This window comes from Streptomyces justiciae, assembly GCF_015163075.1.
GTDB classification, from domain to species: domain Bacteria; phylum Actinomycetota; class Actinomycetes; order Streptomycetales; family Streptomycetaceae; genus Streptomyces; species Streptomyces justiciae.
In genome coordinates, this window is record NZ_JADDXU010000007.1 from 1 (window position 1) to 26128 (window position 26128).

25 protein-coding genes are annotated in these 26128 nt (G+C 70.4%); 19 read left to right on the top strand and 6 right to left on the bottom strand.

Annotated elements, in window-relative coordinates:
• The first annotated feature begins 564 nt into the window (after positions 1-564).
• The 6 genes from IQ210_RS20295 to IQ210_RS20320 all read left to right on the top strand — a co-directional run bounded on the left by IQ210_RS20295 (position 565) and on the right by IQ210_RS20320 (position 7991).
• Entirely contained in the window at positions 565-1653 is a 1089-nt protein-coding gene (locus IQ210_RS20295; RefSeq protein WP_194080473.1) for a LacI family DNA-binding transcriptional regulator, read from the top strand.
• Positions 1654-2052: 399 nt separating this feature from the next.
• Positions 2053-3393, top strand: a complete 1341-nt coding sequence (locus tag IQ210_RS20300; protein WP_194080474.1) for an ABC transporter substrate-binding protein — start codon at positions 2053-2055, stop codon at positions 3391-3393.
• 11 nt (positions 3394-3404) lie between these two features.
• Positions 3405-4289 carry a carbohydrate ABC transporter permease gene (locus IQ210_RS20305; RefSeq protein ID WP_194080475.1) on the top strand — a complete coding sequence of 295 codons (885 nt, stop codon included), beginning with the start codon at positions 3405-3407 and terminating at the stop codon, positions 4287-4289.
• Positions 4289-5200 (top strand): carbohydrate ABC transporter permease, encoded by a 912-nt coding sequence (locus IQ210_RS20310; protein WP_194080476.1) that lies wholly within the window; start codon positions 4289-4291, stop codon positions 5198-5200. Before IQ210_RS20305 ends, IQ210_RS20310 begins: the two co-directional genes overlap by 1 nt.
• Positions 5197-6789 carry a glycoside hydrolase family 43 protein gene (locus IQ210_RS20315; protein WP_194080477.1) on the top strand — a complete coding sequence of 531 codons (1593 nt, stop codon included), beginning with the start codon at positions 5197-5199 and terminating at the stop codon, positions 6787-6789. Before IQ210_RS20310 ends, IQ210_RS20315 begins: the two co-directional genes overlap by 4 nt.
• A 158-nt stretch (positions 6790-6947) precedes the next feature.
• Complete coding sequence (locus tag IQ210_RS20320) at positions 6948-7991, top strand: LacI family DNA-binding transcriptional regulator (protein WP_194080478.1); 1044 nt, start codon at positions 6948-6950, stop codon at positions 7989-7991.
• Between the two features lie 43 nt (positions 7992-8034).
• Here IQ210_RS20320 and IQ210_RS20325 read toward each other — a convergent pair whose 3' ends face one another.
• The gene (locus tag IQ210_RS20325) at positions 8035-8523 is read right to left on the bottom strand and encodes a hypothetical protein (RefSeq protein WP_228048095.1); all 489 of its coding nucleotides are present in this window, start codon (positions 8521-8523) and stop codon (positions 8035-8037) included.
• 117 nt (positions 8524-8640) lie between these two features.
• The gene (locus tag IQ210_RS20330) at positions 8641-10308 is read right to left on the bottom strand and encodes a serine/threonine-protein kinase (protein ID WP_194080479.1); all 1668 of its coding nucleotides are present in this window, start codon (positions 10306-10308) and stop codon (positions 8641-8643) included.
• Between the two features lie 246 nt (positions 10309-10554).
• Between IQ210_RS20330 and IQ210_RS20335 the strand changes: the two genes are divergently transcribed.
• Positions 10555-11187, top strand: a complete 633-nt coding sequence (locus IQ210_RS20335; RefSeq protein WP_194080480.1) for a VOC family protein — start codon at positions 10555-10557, stop codon at positions 11185-11187.
• Positions 11188-11283: 96 nt separating this feature from the next.
• Here IQ210_RS20335 and IQ210_RS20340 read toward each other — a convergent pair whose 3' ends face one another.
• Entirely contained in the window at positions 11284-11865 is a 582-nt protein-coding gene (locus tag IQ210_RS20340; RefSeq protein ID WP_194080481.1) for an O-methyltransferase, read from the bottom strand.
• 109 nt (positions 11866-11974) lie between these two features.
• Here IQ210_RS20340 and IQ210_RS20345 point away from each other — a divergent pair, with 109 nt between their 5' ends.
• Positions 11975-12379 carry a VOC family protein gene (locus IQ210_RS20345; protein WP_194080482.1) on the top strand — a complete coding sequence of 135 codons (405 nt, stop codon included), beginning with the start codon at positions 11975-11977 and terminating at the stop codon, positions 12377-12379.
• Here the strand turns inward: IQ210_RS20345 and IQ210_RS20350 are convergent.
• Together IQ210_RS20350 and IQ210_RS20355 are read right to left on the bottom strand one after the other, a co-directional pair.
• The gene (locus IQ210_RS20350) at positions 12362-13048 is read right to left on the bottom strand and encodes a helix-turn-helix domain-containing protein (RefSeq protein WP_194080483.1); all 687 of its coding nucleotides are present in this window, start codon (positions 13046-13048) and stop codon (positions 12362-12364) included. The two genes, IQ210_RS20345 and IQ210_RS20350, sit on opposite strands and share 18 nt — an antisense overlap.
• A 109-nt stretch (positions 13049-13157) precedes the next feature.
• Complete coding sequence (locus tag IQ210_RS20355; RefSeq protein ID WP_194080484.1) at positions 13158-14093, bottom strand: AraC family transcriptional regulator; 936 nt, start codon at positions 14091-14093, stop codon at positions 13158-13160.
• An 81-nt stretch (positions 14094-14174) separates the two neighbouring features.
• Here IQ210_RS20355 and IQ210_RS20360 point away from each other — a divergent pair, with 81 nt between their 5' ends.
• A complete protein-coding gene (locus tag IQ210_RS20360) occupies positions 14175-14999 on the top strand; it encodes an NmrA family NAD(P)-binding protein (RefSeq protein ID WP_194080485.1) in 825 nt (274 codons plus the stop codon).
• A 3-nt stretch (positions 15000-15002) separates the two neighbouring features.
• On the opposite strand, the gene IQ210_RS20365 is transcribed toward IQ210_RS20360, so the two are convergent.
• Positions 15003-16154, bottom strand: coding sequence for a YihY/virulence factor BrkB family protein (locus IQ210_RS20365; protein WP_194080486.1), 1152 nt, complete (start codon positions 16152-16154; stop codon positions 15003-15005).
• 148 nt (positions 16155-16302) lie between these two features.
• On the opposite strand from IQ210_RS20365, the gene IQ210_RS20370 reads away from it, so the two are divergent.
• From IQ210_RS20370 to cysD, 10 genes are all read left to right on the top strand, one after another.
• The gene (locus tag IQ210_RS20370) at positions 16303-17937 is read left to right on the top strand and encodes an acyl-CoA dehydrogenase family protein (protein ID WP_194080487.1); all 1635 of its coding nucleotides are present in this window, start codon (positions 16303-16305) and stop codon (positions 17935-17937) included.
• Between the two features lie 360 nt (positions 17938-18297).
• Positions 18298-19587 carry a GAF domain-containing protein gene (locus IQ210_RS20375; RefSeq protein WP_194080488.1) on the top strand — a complete coding sequence of 430 codons (1290 nt, stop codon included), beginning with the start codon at positions 18298-18300 and terminating at the stop codon, positions 19585-19587.
• A gap of 204 nt (positions 19588-19791) precedes the next feature.
• Positions 19792-21045 carry a hypothetical protein gene (locus IQ210_RS20380; protein ID WP_194080489.1) on the top strand — a complete coding sequence of 418 codons (1254 nt, stop codon included), beginning with the start codon at positions 19792-19794 and terminating at the stop codon, positions 21043-21045.
• Positions 21046-21103: 58 nt separating this feature from the next.
• On the top strand, positions 21104-21676 hold the full coding sequence (locus IQ210_RS20385) for a GNAT family N-acetyltransferase (protein WP_194080490.1): 573 nt from the start codon (positions 21104-21106) through the stop codon (positions 21674-21676).
• A 162-nt stretch (positions 21677-21838) separates the two neighbouring features.
• Positions 21839-21922, top strand: coding sequence for a putative leader peptide (locus IQ210_RS48245; RefSeq protein WP_310591794.1), 84 nt, complete (start codon positions 21839-21841; stop codon positions 21920-21922).
• A 128-nt stretch (positions 21923-22050) separates the two neighbouring features.
• Positions 22051-23748, top strand: a complete 1698-nt coding sequence (locus tag IQ210_RS20390) for a nitrite/sulfite reductase (protein ID WP_194080491.1) — start codon at positions 22051-22053, stop codon at positions 23746-23748.
• Entirely contained in the window at positions 23745-23924 is a 180-nt protein-coding gene (locus IQ210_RS20395) for a hypothetical protein (RefSeq protein WP_194080492.1), read from the top strand. Before IQ210_RS20390 ends, IQ210_RS20395 begins: the two co-directional genes overlap by 4 nt.
• The gene (locus IQ210_RS20400) at positions 23921-24631 is read left to right on the top strand and encodes a phosphoadenylyl-sulfate reductase (protein ID WP_194080493.1); all 711 of its coding nucleotides are present in this window, start codon (positions 23921-23923) and stop codon (positions 24629-24631) included. Before IQ210_RS20395 ends, IQ210_RS20400 begins: the two co-directional genes overlap by 4 nt.
• A complete protein-coding gene (gene cysC / locus IQ210_RS20405; RefSeq protein ID WP_194080494.1) occupies positions 24628-25191 on the top strand; it encodes an adenylyl-sulfate kinase in 564 nt (187 codons plus the stop codon). Before IQ210_RS20400 ends, cysC begins: the two co-directional genes overlap by 4 nt.
• Positions 25188-26126, top strand: coding sequence for a sulfate adenylyltransferase subunit CysD (gene cysD / locus IQ210_RS20410; protein WP_194080495.1), 939 nt, complete (start codon positions 25188-25190; stop codon positions 26124-26126). The genes cysC and cysD overlap by 4 nt, the downstream gene beginning before the upstream one ends.
• The last annotated feature ends 2 nt before the right edge of the window (positions 26127-26128 follow it).

Genomic DNA, 26128 nt, shown 5'->3' on the forward strand with positions numbered 1-26128 from the left:
CCTCTTTCCGGTTTTTGGGGCGGGGGGGGGGGGGGGGGGGGGGGGGGGGGGGGGGGGGGGGGGTGGGGTGGGGGGCGCGGGCGGGGGCGGTCAGCGGGGGGGGGGGTGGCTTGTCAATCCCGGGTGCAGCGCTCGGATCACTCGCGTTGCCTCCAACGCCTACAACGCTCAGATCACCCGCGTTGCCTCGCTAACGCCTACATCGCTCAGATCACCGGGGGCGCCTCGTCAGCAACGCTCAGATCACCCGCGTACAACGCTCACTCCCACAGCTGGCCTGCCGAATATCTGGCTCGGTCGCCTACGGGGCGCTCTCAGCCGGTGTCGAGAGCGCGATCGTGCTCGGCCCTTCGGGCCTCCGCGCGTTCGCGCTCTCGACACCGGCGCGCCCCTTCGGCTCTCTCGCGGCCGGTGGCCCGCAGACAGTTGATGTTGGTGGGCCTGTGCCGTGGGCTTTTTGGGCTCATCGCAGCCGGGGGAAACAGGTGGAAACAATGGGATACGGTTTTCCGTGCCGACGCGGATGTGTCGGCCAGGCAAGCTCGATGATGAAGGAGCCGCAGGGTGAGTCAGCGCAAGGCGCCCGGGGACGCCGGACGGGCCACCATCCGTGACGTGGCGGAGCGCGCGGGTGTTTCCGTCGCCAGCGTCTCGCGTGTGCTGTCGGGCAACTACCCGGTGTCGGAGGATCTGCGGCGCCGGGTGATGAAGGTGGTCCGGGACCTGGACTACGTCACCAACGCTCATGCCCGGTCGCTCGCGGGTGGGGGCACTCCCACCGTGGCCATCCTCATCAACAACATCACCGGTGCCGCATTCGCCCATGTCGCCAAGGGCGTGGAGGGCGCCGCCACGCTGCGGGGCTGGCTCTCGCTGGTGGGGACCACCGGAGACGATCCCGAGCGGGAGCTCGCGCTGGTCAACCTCATGCGGCAGCAGGGGGTGGCGGCTGTGGTGCTGCTCGGTGGCGCTTATGACTACGACGAGTACCAGCTGCGCATGGCCCGGTTCGCCCGGTCGCTGGACGCGGCCGGGTCGCATCTGGTGCTCGTGGGGCGGCCTCCGTTGGAGGGGGACGTGCCGGCGACGACCGTCGACTACGACAACGAGGGCGGCGCCTATGCCATGGCCAGCCATCTGCTGTCCGCCGGGCATCGGCGGGTGCTGGTGCTGCCGGGGCATGCCGAACTGACCACCGCTCAGGGGCGGTTGGAGGGCGCCCGGCGGGCCTTCGAGGCCTACGGGGTGGAGTTCGACCCGGGACTCGTCCGGCACGGGCCCTACGACTACGAGCACGGGTACGAGGCCGTCGAGACCGCGCTGCACGAGACGCCGGACTTCACCGCCGTGCTCGCGGGCACGGACGTGGTCGCCGCCGGCGCCATGCAGGCGTTGCGCGCGGCGGGGCTGCGGGTGCCGGAGGACGTGTCCATCGTGGGGTACGACGACATTCCGCTGGCCTCCCAGCTGACCCCTCAACTCACCACCGTGCACGTGCCGTACGAGGAGATGGGGCGGGTCGCGCTGCGGGCCGTCGCCGACCGGCGGGAGGGCGGCTCCGGGCGCCGCAAGGGCACCGACGGCGATCATCTGGTGCTGGGCACCCATGTCGTCGTACGGAACTCGGTTCGGCCGCCCTCGCCCCGTACCTGACGGGCGGGGGCCGCCTTCGACATGCGGTCGTGAAAGCGATCGTTTCGTAAGCGTTTTCTCAAGGTTTTTTGGTCACCGGCTCAGGCCGCCCCAAGGGGCGGTCTGAGCTTGTTCGTGGCACAGAGAAAACGGCTCGACCTGGGCAAATGCTGCCTGTGGTCACCTCAAGATCATTGCCCTTCCGGCTTACGCCCCGGACAAACCGGCGTAACAAATTTCCGCGCACCTCTTGCTATGGACTGATCCCTCGTCCTACCGTCCCAGCAACCGCTTACTACATCTTCCGCTTGGCCGACCCCCGCAACCGCGAGCCGACGGATTTCCGGCCGCCGTTCCCGGCCTGCACCGAGCCGCCGTCCTCGTTCCGAGACGCCCTACTTTCCGAAGGAACACGGTCAGATGAACTTCACCAGCCCCCGGAGAAGGTTCGCCCACGCAGCCGTCGCGGGTATCGCGCTGACGGGTCTGCTCGCCGCCTGTGGCGGTTCGGACTCCGGAGACGACGGGTCCTCAGGGGCGTCGGGTCCGGTCACCCTTCCCTTCTGGGGATGGGCCAACGGCCAGGACGCGGTCGTCAAGGCGTTCAACGCCTCGCACAAGGACATCAAGCTCAAGTACACGAAGGTCACCGACCAGCTGACCATGCAGAAGCAGCTGACGAACGCGGTGAAGGCCGGGAACGCGCCCTGCCTGGTGCAGAACACCGCCGAGTACGTGACCAGCTGGGTCTCGCAGGACGCGCTCGCGGACATCTCGCAGTACGTCGACTCCAGCAAGGGGAAGTTCAACGCCGGGGCCTGGGCCAGCGCGCAGGTGCAGGGGAAGTCGTACGGGGTGCCCACCAGTTCCTCGCCGAACTTCACGATCTACCGGACCGACATCTTCGACAAGTACGGGCTCAAGGCGCCGACGACCTGGGACGAGTTCATCGCGGCGGGCAAGGTGCTGAAGAAGCACGGGGTGAAGATCACCAACTACGCGGGTGAGGACCCCAGCACGCTCGAGGTGCTGGCCATGCAGGCCGGGGCGCACTGGTACGCCATCGACGGGAACTCCTGGAAGGTGGACTTCCAGGACGCGGGGACGCTGAAGGCCGCCAAGGTCATCCAGGAGATCATCGACAACGATCTGAACTCCAAGCTGTCGTTCGCGGACTACGCCGCCGTGCAGCGGAACTACGACAACGGCGGTACGGCCACCCGGCAGATCTCCACCTGGCAGCAGGCCGGCATGGTGCAGAACTTCACCAAGTCGTTCGGGAAGTGGGCGCTCGCGCCGTGGCCGGCCTTCGACGGTGAGGCCGCCAAGACGCCCGCCGGCACCAACCTGACCGGCAGCGTGACGCTGGTGACCAAGCAGTGCGAGAACCAGAAGCAGGCCGCCGAGGCCGCGTTGTGGATGTCCACCGACCCGACGGCCGTCAAGACCATGGCCAGTCCCGAGACCGGTAACGGCGTGTTCCCCGCGCTCAAGGACAGTGACAGCTACGTCGCCGAGGCGACCTCCGAGAAGTTGCTCGGGAAGAACTACGACGCCGCGCAGACCGTCGTGAAGGACAGTCTCTCCACCATCACCACCGACTGGACCTTCGGGCCCAACTGGACCGCCATGTTCACCGAGATGCAGGCCGGCTGGGCCAAGGTGGTCAACAAGGAGGAGACCGTGACCGACCTCCTCGCCCACATGCAGGAGTGGACGGTCAAGGACCTGAAGTCCCGCGGTATCAGCGTCAAGGGCTGAGGCACCGATCCATGATTCGCTCACAGCGCTGGAAGGGTGCCGCGTTCACGGTGCCCTTCCAGCTCGGGTTCGTCTTTCTGTATCTGCTCCCCATCGGGTACGCCGTCTACCAGTCGCTCTACCACGAGCAGCAGTCCGGGCTCGGGCTCGGCGGTGCCACCGAGAAGTTCGTCGGGCTCGACAACTACAAGGAGGGGCTGACCGATTCGGCGTTCATGGGGTCCGTGCTGCGGGTGGTGCTGTTCGCCTGCGTGCAGATCCCGGTGATGCTGCTCATCAGCCTCGTGCTGGCGCTGCTCCTGGACGCGGTCACCTCGAAGGTCGCCGGCCGGTTCCGGATTCTGCTGCTGGTGCCGTACATGATCCCCGGTGTGGTCGCCGCGCTGGTGTGGATCAACCTGTACAGCCCGGACGTCGGTCCGCTCACGCCGCTCGGCGAGTTCTTCGGGTTCCACTGGAACTTCTTCTCGCCGTCCATGGTGTGGCCGTCCATCGGCAACCTGCTGACCTGGCACGGCATCGGCTACAACATGGTGATCATCTACTCCGCGCTGCAAGGCGTGCCGCGTGAGCTCTTCGAGGCGGCGCGGCTGGACGGCGCCTCCGAGTGGCGGATCGCACGCAGTATCAAAGTGCCGTTCGTGCGGGGCGCGTTGGTGCTGACCGGCATGCTGTCGATCATCCAGATGCTGCAGATCTTCAATGAGCCGGCGTTGTTCCGGAACATCACGCCCCAGACGGTCGACGACAGCTTCACCCCGATCATGATCATCTACAACCAGGCGTTCAACGCCGGTAATTACCACTACGCCGCGACCTTGTCGGTGCTGCTCGCCCTGATCCTCGGTGTCGGCTCCTTCCTCTTCTACCGGCTCACTTCGAGGGAGGTCGACTGATGACCATGACCGAAGAACGCGCCTCAACAGGCAAGACGGTACGTCGGCTCAACCGGCCCGATCCTGGCGCCCGTTCGCGCGGTGGGCAGCGGTTCCTGCTGGTCGGCCTGGTGCTCGCGAGCATGTACAGCCTGTTCCCGGTGTGGTGGCTGATCGTCGCCTCGACGAAGGACCGTACGGGGCTCTACCAGAGCAACGGGCTGTGGTTCTCGGGTGGTTGGCATCTGTGGGACAACCTGCGTCAGCTGTTCACGTACAACGACGGCATCTTCCTGCGCTGGACCGCCAACTCCCTTCTGTACGCGGGCGTCGGCTCGCTGGGCGGGACGCTGCTGGCGCTGGCCACGGGATACGGGCTCGCACGCTTCCAGTTCCCGGGCCGCAACCTGGTGTTCGCGTGCGTGGTCGGCTCGTTCCTGATCCCGATCGCGCTGCTCACGCTGCCGCTGTATCTGCTGTTCTCGGAGATCGGACTGGTCGACACGCCCTGGGCGATGCTCATCCCGTGTCTGATCAACCCGTTCAGCGTCTACCTGGCGAAGGTCTACACCGAGGCGACCATCCCGTACGAGCTGCTGGAGGCCGCCCGCATCGACGGCGCCGGTGAGCTGCGGATCTTCTTCAGCATCGTGCTGCGGATGATGACGACCGGCGGGGCGACCGTGTTCCTGCTGGCCTTCGTGAACACCTGGAACGCCTTCTTCCTGCCGCTGACCGTGCTGCGTGGCGAGGAGAACTGGACCCTCAACCTGGGCCTGTACAACTGGTCCGGCAAACGCCTGGAGTCCGGCGTCGACCTGACGAGCCTGGTGCTGACCGGCGCGCTGCTGTCCATCGTGCCGATGGCGATCATGATGGTCGCGATGCGCCGCTACTGGCGGACGGGCGTGACGCTGGGGGCCCTGAAGTGACCGTGCTGCGCAACCCGGTGATCCGGGGTTTCGCCCCGGACCCGTCGCTGGTGCGGGTCGGTGACTGGTACTACGTGGCGACCAGTTCCTTCGAGTGGTTCCCGACCATTCCGATCCATCGTTCCCGCGATCTCGCGCATTGGGAGTACGCCGGGCACGTCCGGGGCGCGGTCCCGGGTGACTCGCTGGCCGGGGTGCCCGACTCCGGTGGCGTCTGGGCGCCCTCGCTGAGCTGGGACGGTGAGCGGTTCTGGGTCGTGTACTCCGTGGTGCGTTCGGTCGGGACGCCGTACTTCGATTTGGACACCTATGTGAGTACGGCGGTGTCGGCGGCCGGCCCGTGGACGCCCCCGCGCCGGGTCGCGAGCCACGGCTTCGACCCGGCGCTCTTCCATGGCGAGGACGGCCGGCTGTGGCTGCTGAACATGCAGAGCGACCATCGGCCGGGCGGGCGGCGGTTCGCCGGGATCGTGCTCACCGAGCTGGACCGCGAGACGCTCGTCCCGGTGGGTGAGACGCGGCTGCTGCTCCAGCACGAGCGGCTCGTCGAGGGGCCGAAGCTGCTGAGGCGCGGGGACTGGTACTACCTCGTTCTCGCGGAGGGCGGCACCGGGTTCGAGCACGGGGTGCTCGTCGCCCGCAGCCGCGCCGTCACCGGGCCGTACGAACTCGACGACCGGCCGCTGCTGACGACGCGCGACGACCCGAAGGTGCCGTTGCAGAAGGCCGGGCACGCCGAGCTGGTGGAGACGCCGGGCGGGGAGTGGTTCCTCAGCCACCTGGCGGCTCGGCCACTCCAGACACCCGACGGACCGCGCTGCCCGCTGGGGCGGGAGACGGCCGTTCAGGCGGTCGTATGGGACGAGGAGGGGTGGCCCAGGCTGCGGCACGGCGGGCATCATCCGGCGGTCGAGGTCGACGTACCGACAAAGGCATTTGTTCCCCAAGGGGCGCCCGACGACGGGGGGTTGGGGTGGCCCTGGAGCACGCTGCGCGGTCCTGTCGACCCTTCCTGGGCGGACACCGAGGCCCGGCCGGGGTGGATACGGCTGCGGGGGCGGCACGGCCCCGAGTCCCACTGGACGCACAGCCTCCTCGCCCGGCGGATCACCGAGCACCGCGCGGAGGCCGAGGTCACCGTCGAGGCCCGGCCGCGCAGCTTCACCGAGGCCGCGGGGCTGGTGCTCTGGTACAACACCGAGGCGTATCTGGCGCTGGATCTGACCTGGGCGGAACCGGAGGGTGAGGAGCAGCGCGGGCAGCAGTGGCAGGGTGGAGGGCGTACGGTGCTCAGCCTGGTGGAGCGCGACGAGGGCGGCATCCGGCAGGTGGCCGTCGCGGAGGTCGGCGCCGAGGGGCCCGTCACGCTGGGCGTGGGGGTCGAGGACGGGGCCGCGCGCTTCTGGTACGACACGGGCGGGGCGCGGACGCCGATCGGACCGCCGCTCGACTTCACCAAGCTCTCCGACGACCACGGATCGAAACTGCGCTTCACCGGGGCGCTGGTCGGCATCCATGCCGTGGACCTGGTGAACGGGGCGTTCACGGCCGACTTCGGCGGGTTCCGGCTCATCTGCCAGGAACAGTAAGCGCGTTCGCTGTTTCGAAAGTCACGGACCACACAGGCCTGCCAAGTCCGACCTCTTCCGGACTCCACAGGGGCGACCTAGGGTAGGAAGCGCTTACTGTTTTCCGCGCTGGTCGAAACTTTCCAGGGCCCACGGGCGGGCCGGAGAGGTGGTTCCCGATGGTCCGTACGGGAGGTACGAGCGTGGCGGCCGGGCCGACGCTCGCGGTCGTGGCCCGGGAGGCGGGGGTGTCCGTGCCCACCGCGTCCAAGGTCGTCAACGGTCGCGAGGACGTGGCGCCCGAGACGCGGCGGCGGGTCACGGAGGCCCTGGACCGGCTGGGATACGTCCGCAGACCCCGGTTCGACGCGGCGAAGCCACCCGGGCTCGTCGACCTCGTCGTGCACTCGCTGGAGACGTCCTGGTCGGGCGCGGTGCTGCACGGGGTGGAGGAGGCGGCTCACGACGCGGGGCTGGAGGTGGTCGTCTCGGCGGGGCTCACCCGGACCCGGGGCGGCCGCCCCGAGCGGGGCTGGCTGGACAAGCTCATCGCCCGCGGGTCGTCCGGGGTGCTGTTCAATCTGGCCGAGCTGACGCCGTCCCAGTACGCGTGGCTGGAGCAGCACCGCATCCCGTTCGTGATGATCGACCCGGTGCTCGAACCGCCGCCGGGCGTGGTGTCGGTCGGGGCGGCGAACTGGCAGGGCGGGGTCAGCGCGACCGAGCATCTGCTGGGGCTGGGCCATGAGCGGATCGCGGTCGTCGCCGGGCACCGGCGCAGGATGTGCAGCAGCGCGAGGGTGGCCGGCTATCGCTCGGCGCTCGCGTCGGCCGGGGTCCGGCAACGCCCCGAGTACGTGCGGTACGCCGGTTTCGACGAGGGCGAGGCCCGCCGCCGCACACTGGAACTCCTCGACCTGCCCGAGCCGCCGACGGCCGTCTTCGTCTGCTCGGACCGGATGGCGCTGGGGGTGTACGAGGCGCTGGCGGAACGGGGCCTGCGCGTACCGGACGACATGAGCGTCGTCGGCTTCGACGACCTCCCCGAGTCCCGCTGGCTCGCCCCACCCCTGACCACGATCCGCCAACCGCTGTCGGAGATGGCGGCGACGGCCACGCGGCTGCTGGTGCGGATGATGGACGGCACGCGGCCGGAGGGGACGCGGACGGAGTTGTCGACGCGGTTGGTGGAGCGGGCCAGTACGGGGCGGCCGCGGGGGTAGACCGCGTCGACCGGCCCGTACCGGTTTTCGTGAGCGGGGGTGTTCAGCAACCTCGGGTGAGGGGGGTGAACACTCCCATGTTCATCTTCCCCACGTCGGGGTTGGGGTGCTCCCAGGTGATCCAACCGATCGCCCCGACACAGTAGTTCGCCGTGCCGGTCACGCCGACGGGGCCGGCCTGGTAGGAGAAGTTGCCGTCGTCGACACCGCCGGAAGCGACGGTGTTGCACACCTGCCCCTCGCCCGATCTCTGTGAGCATCGGTAGATCGTGACGTAGGTGTAGGCGGCGACTCCGTAGGAGGGGCCGCGGTGGTAGAAGCAGGCGCTGTTGGTGCCGCCGTTGCTGCTGTTGTAGTAGATGACCAGCTCACCGATGACGGTGGTACGGCCGGGGATCGTGACGGACTGGCTGTGGGTGACGGTTCCGGAGCAGGAGGTGGCAGCCTGTGCGGGGCCGGCGGCGATCAGGTTGACGCCCAGGAGCGCGGCAGCGGTGGTGAGGACGGCCAGGGCACGGCGGGGGAAGCGCACGCGGGTCCCTTCTGGGATCGACGATGGCGAGGATGGTCGTGAGCATGCTAATTGTGCACCGCGGCGTGATGACGATTCATCAAAATCCTTTGCCCTTGCGGCAATTGGCTCCGGCGTCTACGTCGCCCGCCAAGTCGTCAGGTCCGCCAGCACAGAGCTGATGCCGGGATCGTCCCACAGTGCGGTGTTCTTCACCTGGATCACGAGCAGCGCGATGTCCCCGGAGCTGTGCTTGATGCAGAACTCGGTGCCGGCCGCCGCCCCGGCCAGCGAGATGCTGTGATGCTTGGCGGCTTTCTCCCCTTTGAGGAAGAAGCGGCAGTCGTCGTAGGTCGTGCCCGGATCTCCGGGCATCGCCATGATCGCGCTGGTGTCACTCTCCAGCGCGCAGCCGATTTTCTTGCAGGTGAAGCGGATGTCCCCCTTGCGGTCGTCGCGCGCCTCCGGCTCGTCGACGTGGAGGTACAGGGAGTTCTTCTCGTCCAGGTACAGGGGGTAGCCCAGCGGTCTCGCGGTCGGTTTCGCGGCCGCCGTCGCGGTGGGACCCGACGACTGCGCTGTCCCGCCGCCGCCCGTCGCGCCCACCCCCGCTGCCGACGACGATCCAGCCGGCTGTCCGGACGCCTTCGTGTCCGGCGTCGAGGAAGAGGCCGAGTCCCGGTCGCGGGTGTCGTCCGCGTTCTGGCGGGCCTGCCACACCAGCCCGGTGATCAGCAGCGCGCCCGCGGTCACCCCGGCCGCCGTGCCCAGAGCGACACGGCGCCGTCGCTTCTTCCGCGGCTCCGGCGCTACCGGGACCGTCGACCGCACCGGCGCGATCAGCGGCTGGGTGTGCGCCGCCGTGCGCAACGGCGTCGTGTGCGCCGGTGCCGGGTCGGGGACCGGTTCCGGGATCGTCGTCTCGGGGCCCGTGACCTCGCGCCAGACCGCCGGACCCCCGCCCGTGTCGGCTGCTCCGTCGAGCCGCCCGCGGCACCACTCGACGATCTCCGCCAGCGTGGCCCGCTCTGCCGGATCGGCGGCGAGGCACCGGGAGAGCAGTGGGCGCAGTGGCTCCGGCAGGCGGGAGAGGTCGGGTGCGGAGTGGACGATGCGGTAGAGGACGGTGGCGGCAGGACCGTTGCCGTACAGCGGCTCGCCCAGGGCCGCGAACGCCGCCGTCTGGCCGAGCGCGAAGACGTCGGTGGCCGGTGTGATGTCCCCCGCGACGGCCTGTTCCGGCGCCATGAACTGCGGTGTGCCGATCGCGGCGGCGCCGGTCGCCGTGTACGCCGTGAGGTCGGCCGCCAGCGAGATGCCGAAGTCGATGACACGGGGGCCGTCGGCGGCCAGCAGCACGTTGGACGGCTTCAGGTCGCGGTGCACGATCCCGGCGGCATGGATGGCCTGCAGCGCCTCGGCCACGCCTGCCATCAGCCACAGCACGGCCGGGACCGGCAGCGGACCCCGCCGGTGCACGGCCTCCGCCAGCGAGGGTCCGGGGACGTAGAGCGTGGCGAGCCAGGGCGGCGTGCCGTCGGCGTCGGCGTCGATCAGCTCGGCGGTGTAGGCACCCCGTACCCGCTGGGCCGCCTTGATCTCGCGGCCGAAGCGCCGCCGGAAGTCCGGGTCGTCGGCGAGTTCGGGGCGTACGACCTTGATCGCCACGGGCCTGCCGCCCGCGGTGTGGGAGAGGTAAACCCGGCCCATGCCGCCGGCACCGAGCCGGGCGGCGAGACGGTAGCCGGCGATCACGGGCGGATCGTCCACCTGGAGTGGCTGGAACACCTCAGCCGCGTCGTTCACCGGTCCCCCTGTCCCCTGGTCCTCTGCTCCCCCTGTCGCGACGGTCCGATCAACCATGCGACAGCAGCAGCCTAAAGGGTTTTCTGTGACGGCCGGCCCCGACCGCCGATCGTCGACCACCCAGCCGACCTGGGCCGGGACCGGCGGCACTCCTCCTCAGCACCGGGGGCGGACGCGCTGGCCCTCCCCCTCTTGCCGCACAGGTGTTCCATCACGGACCCGCCCCTGCGTAGCCTCGATCGCACGATGAACACGATTCCCGCACGCCTTGACCACCTCGTCCTCGCAACCCCCGACCTGGCGGCGACGGTCGCCGACTTCACCCGGCGTACGGGAGTGGCGCCCGCTCCCGGCGGGGTGCACGTCGGCCTGGGCACCCGCAACTTCCTGGTGTCGCTGGGCGGGACCAGCTATCTGGAGATCATCGGGCCCGATCCGGAGCAGCCGGAGCCCGCGGGACCGCGCCCCTTCGACGTCGACGCGATCAGCCGTGCGCGCACGGTCACCTGGGCGATCAGCCCGCCCGACCTGGACGCGGCGGTCGCGACCGCCCGGTCCCTGGGGTACGACCCCGGCGACGTCCACCCCATGAGCCGCCGCACCCCGGACGGCACGCTGCTGGCGTGGCGGTTGACGGACGGCGACACCCAACACCCTTCCGGGCTCGTGCCGTTCCTCATCGACTGGGGCACCGCACGCCACCCGTCCGCCTCCGGCCTGCCCAGCACACCGCTCCTCGCGCTCGCGGCAACAGCACCCGACCCGGACGAGATCCAGCGTCTGCTCGCCACCCTGGACACCGAACTCCCGGTCACCGAGGGTCCGGTGGGACTCACGTTCACGGTGGACACCCCGCTGGGCCCGGTCACCTTCGAATAGCCCGACGCGCCGATCAAACGGTCACCTTCGAACAACCCAACGCCCAGATCAAGCGGTCACCTTCAACCGACCGAACACGCCGATCAAGCGGTCCCTTCAACCGACCGAACGCACCGCCATCAGCAACCCGCTCGCCCACGCCAGCCGGACGGTACGGAACTCCTCGCGCCCCTCCAGATCGGCCAACAGGCGGACGACAGACGCCTCGTGGCCCTCGGGCCAGCCGGGCTGCGGGTCGAGGTCGTCGATCAGATACGTGCCGCCGGGGGCGACCAGGCCCAGGGCCCGGTCCAGGTGGGTGAACTTGCCGGGCCAGGTGTCCGCGAAGACCAGGTCGAAGGGCTCCCCGGCGTACTCCTCCAGCCACGCCCCACCGTCCCCGGTCACGAACGTGACCCGCGGATCGGCGCCCAACTCCCCCCGGGCGACGGCCTGGTGACCGGCGTCGAGTTCGACGCTGACGAGCCGGGCGTCCGGGCTCATCCCGCTCAGCAGCCAGGCCGTGCCCTCCCCCACCCCGGTGCCGAGTTCGAGGACGCGGCCCGCGGGACGGCTCGCCGCGAGCGCCGCGAGAAGACTTCCCGTGCGTTCCTCGCAGGACATCGTGAACCCGGCCTCGCTGGCTCGGGCACGCAAGGCGGTCAGGGCAGGGGGAAAGCGGTTCGGGGTGTCGTCCATCGCCCCATCATCCGAGGACCGCGCCGGCCCGGGCAACGAGGATTCCCCGCACCGCGTGATGTCCGATTCCTTCAAGACCGCAGCCATGAGACCTGCCTACGGTGACCGCATGACTCCACGATTCGACGCCATCGGCCTGATCGTCTCCGACATGGCCGCCTCGGTCGCCTTCTACCGCCGCCTCGGGTTCGCCTTCCCGGAAGGCTCGGAGGGCGAGCCGCACGTCGAGGCCCAACTCCCAGGTGGACTACGTCTGTTGCTCGACACCGAGGCGACGGTCCGCTCCTTCCACGCCGGCTGGCGGCCACCGACCGGCGGCGACAGCCGCACCGGCCTCGCCCTGCGCTGCGACAGCCCGGCCGAGGTGGACACGGTCTACGAGGAGATGGTGAACGCCGGGCACCACGGCGAGCTCAAGCCCTGGGACGCCTTCTGGGGTCAGCGCTACGCGACCTTGCACGACCCGGACGGCAACGGCGTCGACCTGTTCGCCCCGCTACCGGCGGCCCAGTAGCTCCCCGAGCGGCACCCCCGCCAACTCCCGTACGTCCCGGGCGAGATGAGCCTGGTCGGCGTACCCGGCACAGGCCGCCGTCTCGGCGTACGACACTCCGCGCCGGGCCAACCGCAACGCCCGCTGGAGCCGCAGCACCCGGCCCAGCGTCTTGGGCCCGTACCCGAACGCGACGAGGCACCGCCGGTGCAACTGACGCGCCCCGAGGCCGAGTCGATCAGCCGTGGCGGCGACGGGCCGCCCCGCATCAAGGGCGTCCACGACCTCCCCCAGCAACGGATCGGGGGCATCGACATCGGCCGCCAGCCCCAGCGCCACCTCTTCGAGCCCGCGCGCGGGATCGGCCGCGGCGTTCACGCGCGAGGTGAGCTGCCGTACCCGGGCGGCGGACCACAGGTCGGCAAGTTCGACCCGCCGGTTGAGCACCTCAGGGGCGGGGACACCGAGGAGGGTGGGCGCAGTACCGGGAAAGAACCGAACCCCGGCCCAGCCACTCCGCTCACCCCCGGTGACGAACGCACGCGTATCGGGCCCGGCGACGAGCAGCCGCCCGTCGTGCCAGAGCAGATCCATACAGCCGTCGGGGAGTACACGACCAGGCTGGCGCGGGGACGGAGTACTGGTCCACACAACGGAGCCGGGAAGCCGTCCAGTTCTCTCCGCGTACATGAAGACAAGGCTACGGGTCACGCCCTCAAGGGGCGCGGGGCTGTGTCGATCTGCGGCTCCGCCGCGTGGGCGCGACCAGCCACAACGCACCCGCACCCGACAACGGCCCCTACGCCCCCCTCCCCCGATGCTCCTGAGGACTGACCCCGTAAACCCTCTTGAACGCACTCGACAGAGCGAACGCACTCCCGTACCCCACCTGCCGAGCGATCGCCTCCAACGTCGCGTCCCCCTCCCGCAACCGATCCGCCGCCAACGCCAGCCGCCATCCCGTCAGATACGTCATCGGCGGCTCCCCCACCAGCTCCGTGAACCGCCGCCCCAGCGCCGCCCGCGAAACCCCCGCCTTCGCCGCGAGTGACGCGACCGTCCACGGATGGGCGGGATCGTCCTGGAGGAGCCGCAGCACCCGCCCCACGACAGGGTCCGCCAGCGCCCGGTACCAGCCGGGTGCCGACGCCTCCGGGCGGGAGAACCAGGCGCGCAGCGCGGCGATGACGAGCAGGTCGAGGAGGCGGTCCAGGACGACTTCCTGGCCGGGTTCGTCGCGGACGATTTCCGTCATGAGGAGCGGTGTGAGCGGGCAGTCCCACACCTCCGGGGTGAGCGTCAGCAGCGGCGGCAGCACGTCCAGCAGGCGTCCGCTGACCTCGCCCTGCCACAGATACGTGCCGATCAGCATCACGGCCGACCCGTCGAGCCGGTCGCCCCAGGTGCGGACGCCGAGGTCCATGACGCCGTTGAGCGAACGCCCGTCGGGATAGCGGCACTCCGCACCGGGCAGGATCAGCGCCTGCGGCTCGGTCCCGGGGTCGTCGGCGCAGGTGTACGGGTCGGGGCCGCGGGCGATGGCGAGGTCCCCGGCGCGCAGCCGGACCCTGTCTCCCGCGTCCGGCATGACCCACGCCTCGCCGCGGACCATGAGCATGACGGTGAGCGGGGCGCGGTCCTCGATGCGCACGCTCCAGGGCGGTTCGAAGCACGCCCGGATCATGAAGGCGCCCCGCGCGCGGGGCCCTTCGAGGAGGCCTGCGAGAGCGTCCATGGCGTCAGCGTAGACGCCCGCGCATGGGAATGAGCCGTTCAGCGATGGGGTCCTGGCGGGCGCGGGCGTTGACTCGAAGGCATGACGCAGAACGCGAAGAACATGACTGTGATGGTGACCGGTGCCTCGGGTCGTACGGGGAGCCGGGTGGCGCGGGCGGTGCAGGCGGCCGGACTGGAGGTGCGGGCCGCGTCCCGGGCCCGGGGCTTCGACTGGGAGGACCCGACGACCTGGGCCGACGCCCTGCGGGACGCGGACGCGGCGTATCTCGTGTACCCGTCCGACGTGGGCGCCCCGGCGGCGACCGAGGGGGTCGGGGCGCTGGCGCGGGAGGCCGTGGGGCTCGGGGTGCGGAGGCTGGTGCTGCTGTCCGCGCGGGGCGAGGAGCAGGCGGTGGCGACCGAGGAGGCGTTCAAGGTGTCGGGGGCGGACTGGACCGTCGTACAGGCGTCGTGGTTCTCGCAGAACTTCAGCGAGGGGCCGCTGGTGGAGGAGTTGCGGCGGGGCGGGCTGGCGTTTCCGGCGGGTGAGGTGCGGGAGCCGTTCATCGATGTGCGGGACATCGCGGACGTGGTGGCGACGGTGCTGACGTCCGGGGAGCGGTACGTGGGGCGGTCGGTGGAGGTGACGGGGCCTCGGTTGCTGTCGTTCCGGGAGGCGGTCGCGGAGATCGGGGCGGCGACCGGGCGGGAGCTGACGTACACGCCGGTTCCGGCGGACGCCTATGGGGAGGCGCTCGCCGGGTTCGGGGTGCCCGCCGAGGAGGCGGAGTTCCTGGTGGAGGTCTTCGAGGGGCTGCTCGACGGGCGGAACGCGCGGGTGACGGACGGAGTGCGCGAGGTGCTGGGGCGGGCGCCGCGGGACTTCGCGGAGTTCGTACGGGAGTCCACGGCGGCCTGGGTGTAGGGGCTACGGACCGTCGGGCGACTTGTGCGGCGGGTGGGTGCTCTTCACATGGGTGCGCAGTCTGGACGTCACGTCCTCCGGCGGGAGGAAGCGGGACCACCGCTCGGGGAACTCGGACGGCATGTCCGGGTCGTCGGGGTCGTCCGGGTCGATCTCCCGGTGGGCGGTGGCCCGGGCCACGTACTCGGCGACCTGCGCCTCGCGGATGCGTTCGTTCGCGGCGCGGGCGGCCGCGGTGGCGGCGGCCGGCCAGACGCGGTCGATGGCGGCGTTGACGGCGGCCCCGACGAGGACGGCGAAGGCGGAGACGCCGATCCAGAGCATGACGGCGACGGCGGCGGCGAGCGAGCCGTAGATCGAGGCGCCCTCGATGGTGTTGGTGAGGTAGATGCGCAGCAGGAAGCTGCCCAGCACCCACATGGCGAGGGCGACGAGGGAGCCGGGGACGTCCTCGATCCAGGGCGACCGGACGGGGACCGAGACGTGGTAGAGCGTGGTCAGGAAGGCGATGGACAGCACGATGACCACAGGCCAGTACAGGACCTGGACGACCGTCGCCGACCAGGGCACGATCCGGACGACCGCGTCGGGGCCCGCGACCATCAGCGGCAGCGCGATCGAGCCGATCACCAGGGCGGCGAGGAAGAGGAGGAAGGCGACCACGCGGGTCTTGACGATGCCGCGGACGCCGTCGAGGCCGTACATGACGGTGATGGTGTCGATGAAGACGTTCACCGCGCGCGAGCCGGACCACAGGGCGAAGAGGAAGCCTATCGAGATGACGTCGGGCCGGCCGCCCTTCATGACGTCGTCGAGGATCGGCTGGGCGATCTGCCGGACGCCCTTGTCGGAGAGGACCGTGCGGGAGGCCTCCAGGAGGTTGGCCTCCAGGCTGCTGATGGAGTCGGTGCCGGTCCAGTCGTCGACGTAGCCGAGCAGGCCGATCATGCTGAGCAGCAGCGGCGGCACGGACAGCAGGGTGAAGAAGGCGGCCTCGGCGGCGAGGCCGAGGATGCGGTACTCCATGCAGGAGTTGACGGTGTCCTTGATCAGCAGCCAGGCGGTCCTGCGCTTGGAGACGTTCCGGTAGAGGGCACGCGCCCGGTGGAGACGGCCGGAGGGGGGCCGCTGAGGGGATTCACTTGCTGGCTGCACGACCTAACGGTATCCGCCGTACGAGGCTGCACTCATCCCCCACGGGCCCGCGGCCTCGGCGATTCAGGGCGTTTTCCTGTCATGTCCGCGTTGGTGGACGGTTCGACCACTCATGTGAACCGCTTGGCGGGGCGGTAAGTTCGCGGGTATGGCAGGCAGCACCCACACCGTGACCAACCAGCCCCCGCCTCTGACCGGCCACGACGTCTTCACCGCCGACAAAGCCCTGGTCGCGGCCGTGGAGCGGCATGTGGAACCCGATGCCCTGGACGATGTGCGCGGTGAGCTGGAGGCCCTGGGCCGGGCCGCCGGATCGGCGCAGCTCCAGGAATGGGCCGTACAGGCCAACGACAACCCACCCCGTCTCAGGACCCACGACCGCTACGGTCACCGCGTCGACGAGGTCGACTTCCACCCCGCCTGGCACCGCCTCCTCGGCAAGGGCGTCGCGGCCGGCCTCACCGCCGCCTGGAACCGCCCGGCGGGCCATGTGCGTCGCGCGGCCGCGTTCCTGGTCTGGACGCAGGTCGACGCCGGCAACCTCTGCCCCCTGTCGATGACCCACGCCGCCGTACCCGCCCTGCGCCAGGAGCCCGCGCTGGCGGCGGAGTGGGAGCCCCGCCTCACGTCGATGGTCTACGACCGCGAACCGCGTCCCGCGCACCTGAAGGCCGGTGCACTCTTCGGGATGGCGATGACGGAGAAGCAGGGCGGCAGCGACGTACGCGCGAACACGACGACCGCGACGCCGCTCGCGGAGGAGGGGACGTACGAGCTGACGGGCCACAAGTGGTTCTGCTCGGCGCCCATGTCCGACGGCTTCCTGGTGCTGGCCCAGGCCCCGGAGGGCCTCACCTGTCTTCTCCTCCCCCGCGTCCTGGAGGACGGCACCCGCAACACGTTCCGCATCCAGCGGCTGAAGGACAAGCTGGGCAACCGGTCCAACGCCTCGGCGGAGGTGGAGTTCGACGGGACCTGGGCGCGCCGGGTGGGCGAGGAGGGGCGCGGGGTGCGGACCATCATCGAGATGGTCGCGGCGACCCGGCTCGACTGCGTCCTCGGCTCGGCGGGCCTGATGCGGCAGGCCGTGTCGCAGGCGATCCACCACTGCACGCACCGCGCGGCGTTCGGAGGAAAGCTGGTCGACAAGCCGCTGATGCGCAACGTCCTGGCCGACCTCGCGCTGGAGTCCGAGGCGGCGACCACACTCGCGCTGCGCCTTGCGGCAGCGTACGACGACGGCGGCGAGCAGGAGCGCGCGTTCCTGCGGATCGCGGTCCCGGCCGCCAAGTACTGGGTGACGAAACGCTGCGCCCCGCTGGTCGTGGAGGCCGCCGAGTGCCTGGGCGGCAACGGCTACGTGGAGGACTCCGGCCTCCCCCGCCTGGTCCGCGAGTCCCCGCTCAACTCCATCTGGGAAGGCGCGGGCAACGTCCAGGCGCTGGACGTCCTCCGCGCACTGCAACGCGAACCGGCCGCCTTCAACGCCTACCTCCAGGAGATCGGCAGGTCCCGAGGCGCCGACCACCGCCTGGACACAGCGATCAAGAACCTCCTGACGGACCTGGCGGACCTGGACGGCATCGAGGCACGGGCACGCCGCCTGACGGAGAGGCTGGCACTGGTCCTGCAGGGTTCCCTGCTGGTCCGTTACGCCCCACCAGAGGTAGCAGACGCGTTCTGCGCCTCAAGATTGGGCGGCGACGCGGGCGCAACCTTCGGCACCCTGCCGGGAACGCTGGACTTGACGTCGGTAGTGAACAGGTCACGCCCACTGAACTGACCTAAAGGGGCGCGGGGAACTGCGCGACAAGCCACAACGAAACCCGCAGACGCCAACGCACCTCAACCAGGCACCCCGAGCCGCGGCGGCAGGGGTGGTGCTGCGCCGACACGGCACCACCCCCGCCTTGGCCCGTTCGAGGCCGCGAACGCCGCTCGGGACGGCGTCGCTCAAGTTTCAACGAGCCGCGCCCCGTTCACCAGGGTTGCAGGGGGTTGCAACTTGCTGCTGTCTGTGGCCGGACTGTATCCCTCCGCGACGGACGAACGGCACTATGAGACGAACAGTCAGGACGGACATCCACGCCGTGGCCGAAAGCCGAGGGGAAACCGGTTGTCCGCAGCCCCTCCGGGAGGACCAGTGGCGCTCTCGCCGACGGACGTCACCCAGCTGGCCGCCGTGGACTCGGCACGGGCGGCACGGCTGCTGAGCGACGTCCGCTCCGCCACGCTCTCCGGTCAGCGCGCGCCCGTGGCCCCCCGCCCGGTGATCGAGCAGTCGTGGGACCGGATGCTGCGCGGCGGCGTCGACCCCGACCACGACTTCCGTTCGGGGCTGCTGCCGCGGGACGAGGTACAGCGGCGCCGGGAGAGCTCGGAGCTGCGGCACGTCCTGCCGGTGCTGCGCGACGGGCTGCTGTCGGTCGCGGACGTCGCCCACCACATCATGGTGGTTGCCGACGAGGAAGGCCGGGTGCTGTGGCGGGAGGGCAGTTCGCCGGTGCTGCGCAAGGCCGACGGGACCGGGTTCGAGCTCGGTGCCGACTGGCGGGAGGGCGTCGTCGGCACCAACGGCATCGGCACCCCGGTGGTGGCGCGCCGGCCGGTGCAGGTCTTCGCCTCGGAGCACTTCGTGCGCTCACAGACCTCGTGGACGTGCACCGGGGCGCCGATCACCGACCCGAGGGACGGTCGGCTGCTCGGGGTCGTGGACGTGAGCGGCCCGTTGGAGACGATGCATCCGGCCACGCTCGCGTGGGTCGACTCGGTGGCCAAGCTCGCCGAGTCCCGGCTGCGCGAGCTGCACCAGTCCTCGCTGGAGCAACTGCGGGCGGTGGCGGCGCCGGTGCTGGCGCGGCTCGGTGGCCGGGCCGTGGTGGTGGACCGGGACGGCTGGACGGCGGCGGTGGCGGGGATGCCGTACCAGGGCCGAGTCGCGTTGCCCAAGTCGCTGTCGGCGGGCCAGCGGTGGCTGCCGACGCTGGGGCTGTGCGCGGTGGAGCCGCTGGCCGGGGGCTGGTTGATACGGGCGTCCGACGAGCCGGTGCCGCGGGGCGCGACCCGGATCGTGCTGGATCTGTCGCAGCCGCGCCGCTGGTCGATGACGGTGTCCGGGGGTGCCGGCACCTGGAGCCATGAACTGAGCCCGCGACACGCCGAGTTGCTGTATCTGCTGGCCCTGCACCGCACCGGGCGCAGTGCGGCGGGGCTGGCCGAGGACCTGTTCGGCGATCCGGGCCGTACGGTGACGGTGCGGGCGGAGATGTCGCGGGTGCGCCGGTATCTCGGGGGGTTTCTGGAGCATCGGCCGTATCGTTTCTGCGAGGACGCGGAGATCGAGGTGCTGCTCCCCGACGACCCGCGTGACCTGCTGCCGCACTCCACGGCCCCGGCGGTGGTCGGCAAACGGCTGTCCTGGCAGGCTCCTTGAAGCCCGGTCCCGCACCCGAAGGCGCCCAAGCCCCCTGACAACACCCGTCGGTACACCCAAGAAGCGGCATCTTCCGCATATTTGCAGGGTCTTCGTCCCCGGCACGCCCCAACTGCCGTAGCATCCCTCTACGGGCCACCCCACCTGCTCCTTGGTCAACGTACGGATCACCAGGCGCAGTTGGCCCGCCTCGGGAGGTACGACATGATGCATCGCGGGAGACACCGCAGGCGGAAGCGGGGCAAAGCGCTGCGCGCGTTCCTGGCCGGAACCGCCCTCGCGCTCACCGCCGCGGCCACCATGATCAGCGCCTCGCAGGCCACCGTCGCCGCCGATCCCGGCGCCCTGAAACCGCTGGCCACCGCCACCGAGACGGACGCGCTGCGGCTGCACGAGCAGTTGGAGCCGCGGTCCACCCTCGACCGGCTCGCCTCCGCGATGGGACGGCCGGAGGGTGTCGGTGCCGTCCTCGCCGACGCCGACCACACCCTGCGCGCCGCGGCCGACTGCGCCCCGGCCGAGCGCAAGGCCCTGCCCGTCGAGCCCGCGGCCACCCGCGCCTACTGCTGGGGCGCCGCCGACACCCGCTCCTGGCGGCCCGGCGCGGTCACCACCTCGGGCGACGCCGACGACGACGGCCTGTGGGGGCAGAACCGGGTGATCCTCTCCGCCTGGAGCCAGAGCACCCACGATCTGGCCCGGGTCGCGTTCATCGACGCGAACGACATCGACCGCCTCACCTACACCTGGGTGCTGCTCGCCGTCCCGGTCGACGGCGGCCGCGACTACCGCGCACTCGACTCCCAGGTCTCCGGCATGGTCTGGTACCAGGACAAACTGCTGGTCACCGCCGCCGACGGGCTGTACGTGTACGACATGAACCGCGTCCAGCGCGCCACCACGGACGCCTCCGCGGTCGGCCGGGTGGACGGCGGCTGGGCGGCGCACGGCAACCGCTGGGTGCTGCCCGCCGTCGGCAGCTACCGGGCCGGCGCCACGCACCCCGACTACCTCTCCCTGGACCGCAGCACCTCCCCCGACAGCCTGGTGGCGAGCGACTGGGTCTCCACGGACAGCGACCGGAACGTCCGGCTGTGGCGGTACGACCTCAGCTCGTCCTCCGACCGCTCCGGCCTGCTCACCACGGACCCGGCCGGGTACACCCCCGTCGACGAGGCGTACGAGACGCGCACCCCCGGCGTCGGGGCCGTGCTGTCGTACCGCTCGGAGTGGTATCTGGGCCGTACGTCGGACGACCAGGACGGCCGCGGGACGCTCTGGCGGCAGGACGCGACCGGCGCCCGGGCCACCCGCTGCGGCACCGACGAGACGACCCGCTGCTGGAGCGGCGAGGCGGAGTCCCTGTCCTACTGGGAGGCGACCGGCGAGGTCTGGTCCCAGTCGGGCCGGATGCTGTTCGCGCTGCCGCTGAGCACGATCGACAGGTCCCTGCGGTAGATCGTCGGGGGCCGGGGGTGGATCGACAGATCGCCGGGCCGGATGGTTGCCTGGGGGCATGCCCAACATCCCCGTGACCACCTGGTCCCTCGAGCAGACCGCCCCTACCGACCTCCTCCCGGCCGCCGCGCCGGAGGGCGATGTCCGGATCGTCCGCGCCGAGGCGCCCTCCCCCGAGTTCAGCCGCTTCCTCTACGCCTCCGTCGGCGGCGACATCCGCTGGATCGACCGGCTGGGCTGGACGTACGCCCAGTGGGAGGAGCACCTGAACCGGCCGGGCGTGGAGACCTGGGTGGCGTACGACCGGGGCACGCCCGCGGGGTACGTGGAGCTGGAGCCGCAGGACGACGGGGTCGTGGAGATCGTCTACTTCGGGCTGATCCCGGGCTTCCGCGGGCGGCGGATCGGCGGCCATCTGCTGTCGTACGGTGCCGCGCGCGCCTGGGACCTCGCGGACCGCTGGCCGGGGCTGACCGACACCAAGCGGGTGTGGCTGCACACGTGCAGCCTGGACGGCGAGCACGCGATGGCCAACTACCAGCGCCGGGGCTTCACGCTCTTCGACACCAAGGTCGAGGAGCAGCCGCAGGTGACCTCGCCGGGCCCGTGGCCGGGGGCGCACCCCGCCTGACCTCGGACTCCCGGTCCGCGGCATAGCGCGGCTGACCTGCGCGGACAAGACCTCCCGCAGCGCATGTGATCGACGCCACCCTTGTCTCGACCTTCGAGACAAGGGTGTCCGCATGATGGACGAAGCTGGACTGTGTCCAGATCGCCGTGACACGCTTCCGTCATGTCTGGAACTGGAATTGCCTTGGTGAGTCGGCGGCACGTCGACCTCGGCCGCATGTCCAGCGCCATCTGTCCGGCGCGCTGACGAGCCGCAGCCCGCCGACATCTCCTGACTCTCTGTTTCTCCCCGCGCAATGAGGCGCACTTATTTCCATGCGCCCGTACGCGCAGGTCAGAGCCGCTTTCCCGCCTGTCCCGAAGGACGTAACAACCATGGCCGCCACCCCGCAGAACCCTGCCGCCGCGACTCCCCGCCGCAAGGTGAGCCGTCACCGCGGTGAGGGTCAGTGGGCCGCGGGGCACCACACCCCGCTGAACGGCAACGAGCAGTTCAAGAAGGACGACGACGGTCTCAATGTGCGGACACGCATTGAGACGATCTACTCCAAGCGCGGGTTCGACTCGATCGACCCCAACGACCTGCGCGGCCGTATGCGCTGGTGGGGGCTCTACACCCAGCGCAAGCCCGGGATCGACGGCGGCAAGACCGCGATCCTGGAGCCGGAGGAGCTGGACGACAAGTACTTCATGCTGCGCGTCCGCATCGACGGCGGCCGGCTCAGCACGCAGCAGCTGCGGGTGATCGGTGAGATCTCGCAGCAGTTCGCGCGGGGCAGCGCGGACATCACGGACCGGCAGAACATCCAGCTGCACTGGATCCGCATCGAGGACGTCCCGGAGATCTGGAACCGTCTCGAGGCGGTCGGACTGTCGACGACCGAGGCCTGCGGCGACTGCCCGCGTGTCGTCATCGGCTCGCCGGTCGCCGGTATCGCCGAGGACGAGATCATCGACGGCACCTGGGCGATCGACGAGATCCACGAGCGCTACATCGGCAGCAAGGAGTTCTCCAACCTGCCGCGCAAGTTCAAGACGGCGATCTCCGGCTCCCCGCTCCTGGACGTGGTCCACGAGATCAACGACATCGCCTTCGTCGGTGTCGAGCACCCCGAGCACGGCCCGGGCTTCGACCTGTGGGTCGGCGGCGGCCTCTCCACCAACCCCAAGCTCGGCGTCCGGCTCGGCGCCTGGGTGCCGCTGGAGGAGGTCCCGGAGGTGTGGGCCGGCGTGGTCGGCATCTTCCGCGACTGGGGCTACCGCCGCCTTCGTACGCGCGCTCGCCTGAAGTTCCTCGTCGCCGACTGGGGCCCGGAGAAGTTCCGCCAGGTCCTGGAGGACGACTACCTCAAGCGCAAGATGGTCGACGGCCCCGCGCCCGCCGAGCCCTCGGGCCGCTGGCGTGACCACGTCGGTGTGCACAAGCAGAAGGACGGCCGCTACTACGTCGGTTTCGCGCCGCGCGTCGGCCGGGTCGACGGCGCCACCCTCACGAAGATCGCCGAGGTCGCCGAGGCCCACGGCTCGGGCCGGGTCCGGACCACCGTCGAGCAGAAGATGATCATCCTCGATGTCGAGGAGGCGCAGGTCGAGCCGCTGGTCGAGGCGCTGGGCGCGCTGGACCTGACGGCCACGCCCTCCCCGTTCCGGCGCGGCACCATGGCCTGCACCGGCATCGAGTACTGCAAGCTCGCCATCGTCGAGACCAAGGCGCGCGGCGCCGCGCTGATCGACGAGCTGGAGCGCCGTATTCCGGACTTCGACGAGCCGCTCACCATCAACCTCAACGGCTGCCCGAACGCCTGCGCCCGTATTCAGGTGGCGGACATCGGTCTCAAGGGCCAGCTGGTCCTCAACGACCAGGGTGAGCAGGTCGAGGGCTACCAGGTGCACCTCGGTGGCGCGCTGGGCCTGGAGGCCGGTTTCGGCCGCAAGGTCCGTGGCCTGAAGGTCACCTCCGAGGAGCTGCCCGACTACGTCGAGCGGGTCCTGAAGCGGTTCCAGGCCGAGCGCGAGGAGGGCGAGCGGTTCGCCGCCTGGGCCTCGCGCGCCTCGGAGGAGGCCCTCTCATGAGCGAGCGGGCCGCCCCCTTCTACTGCCCCTACTGCGGTGACGAGGACCTGCGCCCGTCCGAGCAGGGTCACGGCGCGTGGGAATGCGCGGCGTGCAACCGCGCATTCCAGCTGAAGTTCCTCGGGCTGCTCGCCCGGGGCCTTCAGCCCAACGACGCAGGGGGAGAAGAGATATGACCGCAGTTCAGGAAGAGCGCACGACCGACGAGCTCAAGGCCCTCGCCGAGCAGGCGGGCCGTGACCTGGAGGACGCCTCCGCCCTGGAGATCCTCCAGTGGGCGGTCGACACCTTCGGCAAGCGCTTCTGCGTGACCTCCTCGATGGAGGACGCGGTCGTCGCCCATCTCGCGTCCCGCGCGATGAAAGGCGTCGACGTCGTCTTCCTCGACACCGGCTACCACTTCGAGGAGACCATCGGCACCCGCGACGCGGTCGAGGCCGTGATGGACGTCAACGTCATCACGCTCACCCCGCGCCAGACGGTCGCCGAGCAGGACGCGGAGTACGGCCCCAAGCTGCACGACCGCGACCCCGACCTGTGCTGCAAACTGCGCAAGGTCGAGCCGCTGGAGCGGGGCCTGAAGGACTACGTGGCCTGGGCGACGGGCCTGCGCCGCGACGAGTCCCCCACCCGGGCGAACACCCCGGTCGTCGGCTGGGACGAGAAGCGCCAGAAGGTCAAGATCTCCCCGATCGCCCGCTGGACCCAGGACGACGTGGACGCGTACGTCCAGGAGCACGGCGTCCTCACCAACCCGCTGCTGATGGACGGTTACGCCTCCGTCGGCTGCGCCCCCTGCACCCGCCGGGTGCTGGAGGGCGAGGACGCGCGCGCCGGCCGCTGGGCCGGGCGCGCCAAGACCGAGTGCGGGCTGCACGGATGACGACGACAACCCAGGAGAACCAAGTGACGACCGGAGCCACCGTCTGGCTCACGGGTCTGCCGAGTGCCGGCAAGACCACCATCGCGTACGAGCTGGCCGGCCGGCTGCGCGAGGAGGGCCACCTCGTCGAGGTGCTCGACGGCGACGAGATCCGCGAGTTCATCTCCGCGGGCCTCGGCTTCAGCCGCGAGGACCGGCACACCAACGTGCAGCGCATCGGCTTCCTCGCCGAGTTGCTCGCCCGTAACGGCGTCAAGGCGCTGGTCCCGGTGATCGCGCCGTACGCGGACAGCCGTGAGGCGGTGCGCAAGCGCCACCAGGAGGGTGGGGCCGCGTACCTCGAGGTGCACGTGGCGACTCCGGTCGAGGTGTGCTCCGTACGCGATGTGAAGGGTCTGTACGCCAAGCAGGCCGCGGGCGAGCTGACCGGACTGACGGGTGTCGACGACCCGTACGAGGCGCCCGAGTCGCCCGATCTGCGCATCGAGTCCCAGAACCAGACCGTCCAGGAGTCCGCGGCCGCGGTCCACGCGCTGCTCACCGAGAGGGGACTGGCATGACGACGACCGTCGCGGCGGTGACGGAGGGCACCCAAGCTCCGTACGCCCTCTCGCACTTGGACTCCCTGGAGTCCGAGGCCGTGCACATCTTCCGTGAGGTGGCGGGTGAGTTCGAGCGGCCGGTGATCCTCTTCTCCGGCGGCAAGGACTCGATCGTCATGCTGCACCTGGCGCTGAAGGCGTTCGCCCCGGCGGCGATCCCCTTCTCGCTGCTGCACGTGGACACCGGACACAACTTCCCCGAGGTGCTGGAGTACCGCGACCGGACGGTCGCCAAGCACGGGCTGCGGCTGCATGTCGCCTCCGTGCAGGACTACATCGACCGGGGTGTGCTGAAGGAGCGTCCGGACGGCACGCGCAACCCGCTCCAGACCCTTCCGCTGACCGAGAAGATCCAGTCGGAGAAGTTCGACGCGGTCTTCGGCGGCGGGCGTCGGGATGAGGAGAAGGCCCGCGCCAAGGAGCGGGTGTTCTCGCTGCGGGACGAGTTCTCGCAGTGGGACCCGCGCCGCCAGCGCCCCGAGCTGTGGAACCTCTACAACGGGCGGCACGCTCCCGGCGAGCACGTCCGCGTCTTCCCGCTGTCCAACTGGACCGAGCTGGACGTCTGGCAGTACATCGCCCGCGAGGGCATCGAGCTGCCGGAGATCTACTTCGCGCACGAGCGTGAGGTGTTCCAGCGGGCCGGCATGTGGCTGACGGCCGGCGAGTGGGGCGGCCCGAAGGAGACGGAGACCGTCGAGACGCGCCTGGTGCGCTACCGCACGGTCGGCGACATGTCCTGCACCGGTGCCGTGGACTCCGACGCCGTGACGCTGGAGCAGGTCATCACGGAGATCGCCGCCTCCCGGCTCACCGAGCGCGGCGCGACCCGCGCCGACGACAAGATGTCCGAGGCCGCGATGGAAGACCGTAAGCGCGAGGGGTACTTCTAAGC

What these genes read in the sequence shown, in the direction of transcription:
- IQ210_RS20350 (WP_194080483.1), bottom strand. Translation starts at nt 13,048, where the DNA reads ATGTACGCGGAGAGAACTGGACGGCTTCCCGGCTCCGTTGTGTGGACC.
- IQ210_RS20355 (WP_194080484.1), bottom strand. Translation starts at nt 14,093, where the DNA reads ATGGACGCTCTCGCAGGCCTCCTCGAAGGGCCCCGCGCGCGGGGCGCC.
- IQ210_RS20345 (WP_194080482.1), top strand. Translation starts at nt 11,975, where the DNA reads ATGACTCCACGATTCGACGCCATCGGCCTGATCGTCTCCGACATGGCC.
- cysD (WP_194080495.1), top strand. Translation starts at nt 25,188, where the DNA reads ATGACGACGACCGTCGCGGCGGTGACGGAGGGCACCCAAGCTCCGTAC.
- IQ210_RS20340 (WP_194080481.1), bottom strand. Translation starts at nt 11,865, where the DNA reads ATGGACGACACCCCGAACCGCTTTCCCCCTGCCCTGACCGCCTTGCGT.
- cysC (WP_194080494.1), top strand. Translation starts at nt 24,628, where the DNA reads ATGACGACGACAACCCAGGAGAACCAAGTGACGACCGGAGCCACCGTC.
- IQ210_RS48245 (WP_310591794.1), top strand. Translation starts at nt 21,839, where the DNA reads ATGTCTGGAACTGGAATTGCCTTGGTGAGTCGGCGGCACGTCGACCTC.
- IQ210_RS20320 (WP_194080478.1), top strand. Translation starts at nt 6,948, where the DNA reads ATGGTCCGTACGGGAGGTACGAGCGTGGCGGCCGGGCCGACGCTCGCG.
- IQ210_RS20385 (WP_194080490.1), top strand. Translation starts at nt 21,104, where the DNA reads ATGCCCAACATCCCCGTGACCACCTGGTCCCTCGAGCAGACCGCCCCT.
- IQ210_RS20395 (WP_194080492.1), top strand. Translation starts at nt 23,745, where the DNA reads ATGAGCGAGCGGGCCGCCCCCTTCTACTGCCCCTACTGCGGTGACGAG.
- IQ210_RS20310 (WP_194080476.1), top strand. Translation starts at nt 4,289, where the DNA reads ATGACCATGACCGAAGAACGCGCCTCAACAGGCAAGACGGTACGTCGG.
- IQ210_RS20370 (WP_194080487.1), top strand. Translation starts at nt 16,303, where the DNA reads ATGGCAGGCAGCACCCACACCGTGACCAACCAGCCCCCGCCTCTGACC.
- IQ210_RS20380 (WP_194080489.1), top strand. Translation starts at nt 19,792, where the DNA reads ATGATGCATCGCGGGAGACACCGCAGGCGGAAGCGGGGCAAAGCGCTG.
- IQ210_RS20360 (WP_194080485.1), top strand. Translation starts at nt 14,175, where the DNA reads ATGACGCAGAACGCGAAGAACATGACTGTGATGGTGACCGGTGCCTCG.
- IQ210_RS20305 (WP_194080475.1), top strand. Translation starts at nt 3,405, where the DNA reads ATGATTCGCTCACAGCGCTGGAAGGGTGCCGCGTTCACGGTGCCCTTC.
- IQ210_RS20390 (WP_194080491.1), top strand. Translation starts at nt 22,051, where the DNA reads ATGGCCGCCACCCCGCAGAACCCTGCCGCCGCGACTCCCCGCCGCAAG.
- IQ210_RS20300 (WP_194080474.1), top strand. Translation starts at nt 2,053, where the DNA reads ATGAACTTCACCAGCCCCCGGAGAAGGTTCGCCCACGCAGCCGTCGCG.
- IQ210_RS20335 (WP_194080480.1), top strand. Translation starts at nt 10,555, where the DNA reads ATGAACACGATTCCCGCACGCCTTGACCACCTCGTCCTCGCAACCCCC.
- IQ210_RS20400 (WP_194080493.1), top strand. Translation starts at nt 23,921, where the DNA reads ATGACCGCAGTTCAGGAAGAGCGCACGACCGACGAGCTCAAGGCCCTC.